This is a genomic window from bacterium, from assembly GCA_021372535.1.
Lineage (GTDB): Bacteria > Latescibacterota > Latescibacteria > Latescibacterales > Latescibacteraceae > JAFGMP01.
Genome location: JAJFUH010000173.1, coordinates 19,180 through 28,900, shown reverse-complemented (window position 1 = coordinate 28,900; position 9,721 = coordinate 19,180). Strand labels below are relative to the sequence as shown.

The 9,721-nt window shown below is 49.3% G+C and carries 8 protein-coding genes; 1 reads left to right on the top strand and 7 read right to left on the bottom strand.

The window, feature by feature from the left end; translation table 11 throughout:
* Nucleotides 1-173: 173 nt before the first annotated feature.
* The 4 genes from argB to LLG96_15265 form a co-directional block, all read right to left on the bottom strand.
* Nucleotides 174-953 (bottom strand): acetylglutamate kinase, encoded by a 780-nt coding sequence (gene argB / locus LLG96_15280; protein ID MCE5251571.1) that lies wholly within the window; start codon nucleotides 951-953, stop codon nucleotides 174-176.
* On the bottom strand, nucleotides 950-1,969 hold the full coding sequence (gene argC / locus LLG96_15275; GenBank protein MCE5251570.1) for an N-acetyl-gamma-glutamyl-phosphate reductase: 1,020 nt from the start codon (nucleotides 1,967-1,969) through the stop codon (nucleotides 950-952). The genes argB and argC overlap by 4 nt, the downstream gene beginning before the upstream one ends.
* Nucleotides 1,970-2,425 carry an arginine repressor gene (locus LLG96_15270; protein ID MCE5251569.1) on the bottom strand — a complete coding sequence of 152 codons (456 nt, stop codon included), beginning with the start codon at nucleotides 2,423-2,425 and terminating at the stop codon, nucleotides 1,970-1,972.
* Between the two features lie 139 nt (nucleotides 2,426-2,564).
* Nucleotides 2,565-2,903, bottom strand: coding sequence for a P-II family nitrogen regulator (locus LLG96_15265; GenBank protein MCE5251568.1), 339 nt, complete (start codon nucleotides 2,901-2,903; stop codon nucleotides 2,565-2,567).
* Between the two features lie 133 nt (nucleotides 2,904-3,036).
* Between LLG96_15265 and LLG96_15260 the strand changes: the two genes are divergently transcribed.
* Nucleotides 3,037-6,132, top strand: a complete 3,096-nt coding sequence (locus LLG96_15260; protein ID MCE5251567.1) for a hypothetical protein — start codon at nucleotides 3,037-3,039, stop codon at nucleotides 6,130-6,132.
* On the opposite strand, the gene LLG96_15255 is transcribed toward LLG96_15260, so the two are convergent.
* From LLG96_15255 to LLG96_15245, 3 genes are all read right to left on the bottom strand, one after another.
* Nucleotides 6,059-7,045 carry a flippase-like domain-containing protein gene (locus tag LLG96_15255; protein MCE5251566.1) on the bottom strand — a complete coding sequence of 329 codons (987 nt, stop codon included), beginning with the start codon at nucleotides 7,043-7,045 and terminating at the stop codon, nucleotides 6,059-6,061. The two genes, LLG96_15260 and LLG96_15255, sit on opposite strands and share 74 nt — an antisense overlap.
* A 142-nt stretch (nucleotides 7,046-7,187) precedes the next feature.
* Nucleotides 7,188-7,448, bottom strand: coding sequence for a hypothetical protein (locus LLG96_15250; protein ID MCE5251565.1), 261 nt, complete (start codon nucleotides 7,446-7,448; stop codon nucleotides 7,188-7,190).
* Nucleotides 7,449-9,638 (bottom strand): hypothetical protein, encoded by a 2,190-nt coding sequence (locus tag LLG96_15245; protein ID MCE5251564.1) that lies wholly within the window; start codon nucleotides 9,636-9,638, stop codon nucleotides 7,449-7,451.
* Nucleotides 9,639-9,721 lie beyond the last annotated feature (83 nt).

Genomic DNA, 9,721 nt, shown 5'->3' with positions numbered 1-9,721 from the left:
GAATTGAAATCGAGATAGGCGTTTCCCTCGAGATCGTACAGAGTCGTGCCATCGCCTTTCTCGAACGCGAGCGGCTTCCGCCCGTATGTCTTCAGTACATGCTGCTCTGTCAGTTTTAACACTTCTTCCGTAGTCATTGATTTATCCCTTATATATATTCGATTTAGTATTTTTTATTCGATAACCGTTCCCCAGTGCTTGCTTTCGTCGAGCGAATCGACAATGCTGTCCGGTCCTTTCCAGCCGATAACGTGCACACGGCTCACACCCTCTTTTACGGCTGCGGCGGAACTCATGACCTTGGGTATCATTCCGCCGGTTATTTCACCGGAATCGATCAGCCGTTCGACATCGTCCACACGAATGACCGGCCTGATTTCGCCGCCGATTTTTATACCGGGGACATCGGTGATATAGATGAGATCATCGGCTTTCCATTCCTCAGCCAGCCTGCATGCCGCATGATCGGCATTGACATTGTATGCCCGGTATCCCGGTCCGATGGAAATGGGCGACACAACGGGTACGACCTCATGGGACAGGAGAATCTCCAGAAGCTCGATATTGACCTCCTCGATAGCCCCGACATACCCGAGGTCTCCACTCTTGACAACCATCTTGGTGGCATGGAACATCCCGAGATCAGTTCCGCTGATGCCCACCGCTCGGAGGCCGATTTTCCCCATCGCCCGTGCAATCCACTTGTTGACGAGGCCCGAAAGAACCATCTCGACGACATCGATGACCTCGTCATCGGTCACCCGGAGCCCGTCGATAAAGGTAAACTCCCTGCCCATCTTTCCGAGTTGACGGCCAATGTCTTTACCGCCGCCGTGAACGATAACCACATCATTCACCGGTGGCACCCGTCTGACCGCCTCCGCGAACTCCACAAGAACATTCTCGGCATCGAGGGTCGATCCCCCCATTTTTACAACGACTTTTCTTTTCACAGCAGGCCCTCTTTTTCATCGAAACCGAACATGACATTCATATTCTGCACCGCCTGACCTGATGCTCCCTTTCCGAGATTACAGATAGTGGACACCACTATTATCCGGTCGGTTCCCTCGGCCAGATTAAGACCGATATCGCAGAAGTTCGTGTCCGCCACAAACTTGCTCTCGGGAATCCTGTCGCTGTAATACCTGACGAAGAACTCACTATCGTAAGCCTCACGGTAGAGATCGTCAAGGTCTTTTTTCGTCACGGGTTTCCTGAGCTTCGCCAGTATTGTGGAAACGATCCCCGTTTTCATGGGCACAACATGGGGTGCAAAGGTGACAGTACACACCTCGCCCGCGATTTTGGTCAGTTCCTGCTCCATCTCGCCCACATGTTTGTGACGGCGTCCGAGGGCATAAGGCATCACGTTCGAATCGGCCTCGTAAAAAAGCTTGAACGGCTTGAATTCCCTTCCCGCTCCGCTGATACCGCTCACCGAATTGACATGGATACCGGAACAATCGATTATCCCTTCCCTGAGAAGCGGCGCGAGACCGAGAATCACCGATGTGGGATAACATCCGGGATTGGAGACCAGTTTCGCCGCTTTGACCCGGTCACGGTACAGCTCGGTCAGACCGAACACCCTTTTTTCAATGTACTGCGGGGAAACATGCGGTTTCCCGTACCAGCGTTCGTACGATTCCGCCGTATCCATACGGTAATCACCGGCGAGGTCGATCACCGCGACTCCCCTGTCATAAAACTCCGGAACAACGCTCATCGAGGTCTGGTCAGGAGCACAGGCAAAAAGAAGATCGATCACGGTATCCTTAACATCCGCAGGGTCTGAAAACGGCACATCACACAACCCGCGCAGATTCCCGTACAGGTCGGACAGCGCTTTACCCTTTTCACTCCGGGACGTCACATACACAATCTTCACCTGTGGATGCCGTGAGAAATAATATGCCAGCCTGGCGCCGGTATATCCGGAAGCGCCTAATATTCCTACGCGAATCATTTATTTTTCCTCTCCGATGGATTTTTCAAGTTTATCGATAACAGATTCAATATCACGGGCTGTATGAGCGATAACCAGTATGGTATCGTCTCCCGCAACGGTTCCGACTATCTCGGGCCAGTGCTGACGGTCGAGGATTACGCACAATCCGGGAGCGTTCCCGGTGGCTGTCCTGATAACGAGGAAATTACCCACCGGTTCATATCCGGTTGAAAACGCCTTCATGGCTTTTCCGAGATCATTGAGCTCGTATGAAGCGCCGAGCCTGTATACAAGCTTGCCGTCCACGGTGGGGATTTTCACCGCTCCCATTTCCCTGAGATCGCGGGATAATGAAGACTGGCTGGTCTGAATACCCCGTTGATCAAGAGCTTCCTTGATTTTTTCCTGTGTCGAACCATAACTGGCCGTCAGTATTTCCCTGATTGCCGCCTGTCGTCGTTTTTTTCCGGTCATCACTTTTCTACCGTTATCGTTTCAATCGTTTACAGGTAAAACAAATCCGCATCAATCCGCGTTCAATCAATCTTATGAATGATCAGGAGCGTAATCTCTCCTATATGCCCGACAAAACTGCATAAACACCATACACAGCTTACAGAATCGACTCGCCGCTTTCGCCGGTACGAATCTTTATAGCGTCAGTAACATCGAAAACAAAAATCTTCCCGTCGCCAAGCCGCCCTGTTCCGGCGCTTTCCACAATGGCATCAATGGCATTTTCGAGCTCGCTGTCTTTCAAAACCACTTCGATTTTGATCTTCGGCAGAAAATCGACTGTGTATTCGCTGCCGCGGTACATCTCTTTGTGACCGCGCTGCCGGCCGAAACCTTTGACCTCAGAAACAGACATACCCTTTATGCCTATTCCGGTCAGGGCGTCTTTCACTTCGTCAAGTTTGAACGGTCTGATATACGCTTCGATTTTTTTCATAATCATCCTCCCGGAAAGAACGGTTGTAATAAATTAATAATTATTCATTCACGACACAAGTATTTTATTATCATGTATTGCATTTTTTTTCATGATGTCGTATCATAGATATTCACAGGGAGATCATGTCGGCATGTTTTCACATAACAAACAAGAAGAACAAATAGTTAGCGCCATCAATGACCTGTCCCGCGGAGACGAGCGCCCGTTGAGGGGCATCGGGGTACCGGATGACGGTATCGCCGTACTGCGCCGGATATTGAATATATATTCATTGCATCCGCCGCTTTTCATTCGGGAAATCATCGTCTCCTCGTTCGGTACTCACAATCTCGGGCATGCGCTGCTCCGTCTCGACCGTTTCATTGAAACGGCGGGAAAAGATACACCCTTCGTGTCGGACAACCGTGCGATCCCGCGCATGCTTGCTTCGCTTTTTGCATCGAGCGGTTCTCTTTCGGGCAGACTGGGTTCGGATGTATCGCTGCTTGACGACCTGGCGGCGCTTGAAAATCCTGAATCGTCACACACGGACAAAAACTACTATCTCGATTACATCGGGAAGTCATATGCAGAGGGCGATCTGCTCCAGGACAAGCTGAAAAAAATCCACCGTCACCACACCATTCAGCTTTTACGGATATGTGTGCGCAATGCCGATCCGGTCATCTCAATTACGGAGATTTCCGCCGAGCTGTCCGCGCTTGCCGATGCAGTCATCGAGGCATGCCTCGAACTTGCCGCCGAAGAACTATACGAGCGGCTCGAAATTTCCGGTCATCCCCATTCGCTCGTCGTGCTTGGATTGGGTAAACTCGGGGGAAGAGAGCTTAATGTGAGCTCGGATATCGATCTCATATATCTCTGTCCTGACCAGAACGCCTCGTGGGGGAGCTATGACTGTATATCGTTCCATACCATGCTCGCGGAACGACTGACTCGGCTCCTTAACGAGCCCACAGCCCAGGGAGCGCTGTACCGTGTCGATACACGACTGAGGGCCGATGGCGCATCGGGGCCGCTCGTGAGATCGCTGAAGGATTATTTCCGGTATCTCGAGCTGAGGGGTGAGGGATGGGAACGCCAGATGCTTCTCAAGGCTCGTCCGGTTGCCGGTAATTACGCAGTGGCGGATGATTTTCTCCGGTCTCTCGAACGGTTTATCTTCCCGTCGAGCCTGACGAGAAGCCCGAACCGCGAAATAGTCGCCCTCAAAGACCAGATCGAAGCCCGCATCATCGCCGAAGGAAGTAAAAAAACTCACCTGAAGCTCATGGAGGGCGGAATACGCGATATCGAGTTCATCACCCAGTGTCTTCAGCTCCTCATGGGTGGTATTCACTCCGAGGTACGGAGCACCAATACGCTGACTGCGCTCGAACGTCTCCGTGAATTCGGCGCCTTCAACGAAGATGAGCATGGCGTACTTTCGGATGCATACCGGTTCTTCAGACAGATCGAGAACGCTCTTCAGTGGCGGGAACTGCTTCCGGCGTTTACCCTTCCGGTCAATCCCGATGAGCTGGATGATCTGGCGCGATTCATCGGTTTCATGAGCGAAGATTCTCACCCGGGAATTCTTCTGACTGATGAAATCGAAAAGAAAAGAAAAACCGTCCGCGCCCTGTATAATGAGATTTTCAATGCCGGCCGTTCCGATTCCTTTGAGGAGATGGCAATACATGCGGCGGTCGCGCCGCCGGGTGATGAAAAAGTCAGGCGTTTTCTTGAAAATGTTGGCTTTACCAACCCCGAAGAGAGCGCACGAACCATTGCCGATCTTGCCTTTGAAAGGAAACCGGGTGTCACGGATGTCACGCTCCACCCTTCGACAGAGCGGTTTCTCCCCAAATTTTTCAAAGCTCTCACTGACCTGCCCGACCCGGGGGGAGCCCTCGATCGCTTCAACCGCGTTGCTCAATCCTACAACGCCCGTCAGACTCTCTTTGACATCCTTGCAAACAACGACACATTTTTAGAGCTGCTTATTTCGCTGACTCATGGCTCGGTCTTTATTACCGATATTCTTTCCGATGACCCATCGCTGCTCGACTGGCTGTTTGAGACGGCGGAAATACTCCATCCAATAAATATCAAGGAGTTCAGGCAGGAATTGAACCGTATCGATACACGGTGCAGTGATAACCTCTGTTTTACCCGCTTATGCCTGACCGCAAAAAACCACGAGAAACTGCGGATAAGCGCTCGTGACATAACCGGTCTTTCCACGACGTTCTCGACATATTCGGAGCTGACCCAGGTCGGCGAAGCGATTGTCAGGGCAGTATATGCGCGAACATTCCGTGAGCTGTCGGCGGCACATCCCGTATTGAAAAAGGATTATGAATTTGCGGTGATAGCTGCGGGCAGGCTTGGAGCGGAAATCATGAACTTCGGTTCTGATCTCGATCTCATTTTCGTTTATAACGCAGGAACTGATGAGAAACGTCTCATGGAAATTCCCGGATTATCGGTTAAACTTGCGCAACAGATGCTTTCTCTCATAACCGGCGGCGGTGGAGTGAACAAGGTGTACGATGTGGATGCGCGTCTACGGCCAGAGGGCGGCAATTCCGTACTCGCTATTTCGTTCGACGAGTACCGGAAATACCTCGATCGTCGGGCTTCGGAATGGGAACGTCTCGCGCTCGTGAGGGCGCGGGCGGTAGCCGGGAGCGCCGGGCTTGGCAGGGATGTGATCGGGGCGATACACCGTTTCGTTTATCGCGGGCCCTTTTCGCCTGAGGAGGTTTCGAGGATATATGCCATCAGGGCTGCGATGACGGAAAGCTCTCTCAAGCGCTATCCCGGCCTGACCAATATAAAATCGGGTCCGGGCGGCATCGCCGATATCGATTTCATAGCCCAGTCCTATGCCGCACATCACGGCCTCGATAGACCGGCAGTGCAGCTCCGAGAAACAACCGCGATACTGAAGGCCTTCGGTTCAGAACGAATTCTCGACCGGCATTCCGTTTCAGCACTGACAGAACTCTATGAATTTCTCAGCACTGTGGAGAAGGTTCTGAGGATCAGCTCCGGAAAAGCGGTAAATACGGTTCCGGCGGCGGATGCAGAACTGACAAGGGTCGCCCGTCTGCTTGGATTTAAAAATGTGCGACGCTTCACAAAAAGGCTCGATGATGTCCGCATTATTACGAGGGAGTACTATGAACGGTTGATGAAGGAACTCCGCGACCGGGCAGAAAACGGCTCAGTGCAATCATAATTCCTCCCGTGAGCCCGGGCAGGAGCATAGTGAGAATATTCTGTGTAAAAGCGGCGCTGAATGCCGCGCCTCCGCTTATACCGTACCGTCCGAACAGTGCAACCGACGCTGTTTCCTTCACCCCGAAATCTCCGAATGAAAAGGGCAGCAGCAGATCCGCGAAATACACGAGTGGAAGGATTTTCAGTGCTGTCACTGCGGGAGTTTCATAAAATCCATATAAAAGCGTATAAAACCGGACAACGTAAATCACGTATATTGCCCCGGAATAGATCAGCAGTTCAACAACCATCCCGGGACGGAGATGAGTAAATGCTGTGAGCATAAGATCGACGGTGTCCTTTTTTAAGAAAGGTGTCAGAATCTTTTCTCCGAGCGGTTTCAGACGGTAAATATTGAAAACACACGCAAGAAGAATGAATCCGGCCAAAGGCGCCAGCAGAGCGAACTTACCCGGAATCACGGCAGTGAGCGAAAGGAAGCCGAAAAAAAGAACCACTATGGAATTAAAAACCTTGTCGACAACAGTCAGGGAAGCAATCCTGAGTGGTGAATGATCAGGTATCCATGCCCCTCTGATAAACTCACCCGTCCGGGCAGGCGATACCGAGGCAAGAAAAAAACCTCCAAAAAGGGACATGATGACCGACCTTAAAGACGGCCTCGGATCGAGAACACCGAGAATGTAGTTCCACTTCAGTATCTGAATGATAATCTGTACGATAACGAGCGCCATTCCCAGAATAAAGCAGTCAATGCGAACCGATTTCCAGGAATCGATGATCGTAGACGGATGAATTTTCGTTATGAGAACCGAGAATAATATTACTACGACCGTAAAACGGATCACACGAGAATATCGTTTAAAGAAGGGCGAAAAACGCGATACAGTTTTTTCAACCGCCGGTTTCATTAAATACTGTTCCTTTATACGGATATCAAAGACATTTTCGATATAAAACATTAACTGAATATGATATTACACATACACTGTACATTTACCATCATCGGGTAATACGATAATTTTACTTCTATTCAATATGATATACGGTGTTTTACCAATCCTGTGATTCATCGTGCAGGTCAAGAAGTTTTCTGATCAGCGGTACAACAAAAATCCCATCGAGATCGAGCGTTTTAAATTCCCTGACGAACAGGGAAACGCGGGAACTCAGGTCAAGGCCCCGCTCGATGAAAAAAACTTTTTTACCCTTGAGAGTGCACAAGCCCGAGGGGCCGTCAGCGGTACAACGAATCTCGATACCGAGACGGTGTGCAAGGAGTTCGAACTCTCTGACTGTAACCGAATCATCCACTCAGAACTTCCAGTTCATGCCATAACTGAGCGCAAGCAGATAATAGAATCCAAGGGCTACTTTCCTTTGTTTTGTGCTGCGGTATGAAAACGACTTTACATCGATATCAAAGCTGACCTTTTCAAAGATTTTAAAACGTATCATGTTGCTGCTTTCATGCTGGAATGCCATATAATAGTCAGGAAGAGGATTCCAGTTAATAAATGTCCTCGATTCAAGCTTGACCGGTGTCTTGAATACTACATTAGTCGGGAACTCTTTATTAATAAAAAATTTATTCTCTATACCGAAAGTATTTTTATTCAGGGTAAAATCACGGCTCCCGTTTAAGCCGAGACTGACATTTATATTTAACAGACTGGGGAAGGACCTCGTCATACCCGAACTGGCCGCACCGGCAATAGGATGTTTCCCGGTGCCCGAGTAAAGAAACGAGTTAAGTTTTATATCAAAATACGGTTTCACGGGAAAATCGGAAAGATTGTATGTATATTTGCTGTAGAGCTCCACAGGATCATTGTTTTTTCGCTGTCCGTATACTATCCCATTCTGAGTATTGGTCTGCGAACCCGTTCTGCTCCAGGATGTCACAAGATATGAATTAAAGATATGCCGCCCGACTGTCTTATTCATGGTCAGTTTGTCGTTCATACTGGAAATGATGAAGTTACCCTGATAAAAGTCAGCATAATCACGCCAGCTTTTCGGTATATCATCCCCATATTTCGCTTTATCGACATCGATGTCTTTACGGGTGTAGTTGGATGCGATGGTGATATTCAGGTTAAGTTCCCATACTTTTGGCTTAATTGCATTCCTTATCCGTTCTTCTTTTTCGATAAGGTGATTTTCCACAACATTGAGCATGTTTACATCGGACAGTATCTCGCCGGTTCCCTGAAGGAACTGCCGGTATCCGTTGCCACCTGTTCGCAGATGGGTCGTGGTAAGGATGCTGTACTCCGTATCATCTTGGACAGGAATGGAATCGACCTTTCCATCTGCCGTAATTCCACCGTAAAGAAGACGCAATTCGCTGTCTGTCTGACTGTTGCTCTGTTCCCTGACTGACTTGAGGTACGAACCCCTGAGTGAATACTTTGTGACCTTTTCATACGGTTTTATCACCTTCCTGACATCATACAGGGTCAGGCTGTCCGCAATCGGATAATAATAGAGGCTCTGACGTTCGAGAAGGACAACATCGACATCGAAAACATCTTTGAGAATCTTTGCTACCTCACCGCCGGTTTTAGTGATAACCGATTCCTCAATATCTTTTTTATTGAGCTTTTTCAGAACTTCGGAAAGCCGGGTGATGATTTCCCCATCGGGCGGGAAAGCATCTCCGATTTTAATGTCCCTGAATTCGCGCGATTCCATGTCGTTTTTTCGGCTGTATGTCAGGAGGCTCAGGTGGTCGCCGGCTTCGGAACCTATGTAGACCTGCTTTCCCCCTATATATACCATCGATGTTGAACCGTACTGATCGGAGAATCCGCCCGACTGGTTATTGGTGATATACATGTCGACATATGCCTGCCGCATCACCATTTCCGTTATCGCAGCCCGATCCAATCGCCCCGCAACGATGACAATATCGGCGTTTTCGCGGGCGACGGCGAGCGATACATTGGTGAGCGCTTCATCGTATGGTATTACATCAAGACCCACCACATTGGCATCGGGAGATTTTTTGATGATATCCAAATCCGACATTCCGATGATACATATGCGGAGCCCGGATACATACCACATGGCATAGGGATCGACAATGGGCCGGTGAGTTTTTTCATCAACAAGATTTGCGGAAATAAAATGCGGGTAATCAGGATTTACTGCCATCCGCCTGAAGTTTTCCACCCCGAACATGAAAGAAGAAACGGAAGGAATGATATAATCGAAACCGGCCTGTTTTGCGGCGACGAGAAAAAGGTCTCCCCTGTCATAATCAACAATGCGGGTGGAACCGAGCATCGAGCCAAAACTGAGAGCGAGCCCACGATTTTCCTTGAATTTTTTCAGAGCTGTCGCTTCTTTTGCAAGCAGTTGTTCGGCTCCTTCGGTTTTCCATCCGAAGATCAGTGAAAAATCCCCGCCTTCCTCCTGGGCATATGGACAGGAACTGTACAGGAACATGATCACAGAGAACAGACAACACTGTAATACTTTACAAAAAACTCGCTTCATTCATCCTCCAACCTGAACTTTTTAATATACCACACTGTGGAAATCAAATCAACAGTACGGGATAAAAAAATGAGGTTGGAATA

Bases quoted from the DNA above. Each gene is read 5' to 3' on its own strand.
- LLG96_15260 (MCE5251567.1), top strand. From the start codon at position 3,037: ATGTTTTCACATAACAAACAAGAAGAACAAATAGTTAGCGCCATCAAT.
- LLG96_15270 (MCE5251569.1), bottom strand. From the start codon at position 2,425: ATGACCGGAAAAAAACGACGACAGGCGGCAATCAGGGAAATACTGACG.
- argC (MCE5251570.1), bottom strand. From the start codon at position 1,969: ATGATTCGCGTAGGAATATTAGGCGCTTCCGGATATACCGGCGCCAGG.
- LLG96_15245 (MCE5251564.1), bottom strand. From the start codon at position 9,638: ATGAAGCGAGTTTTTTGTAAAGTATTACAGTGTTGTCTGTTCTCTGTG.
- LLG96_15255 (MCE5251566.1), bottom strand. From the start codon at position 7,045: ATGAAACCGGCGGTTGAAAAAACTGTATCGCGTTTTTCGCCCTTCTTT.
- LLG96_15265 (MCE5251568.1), bottom strand. From the start codon at position 2,903: ATGAAAAAAATCGAAGCGTATATCAGACCGTTCAAACTTGACGAAGTG.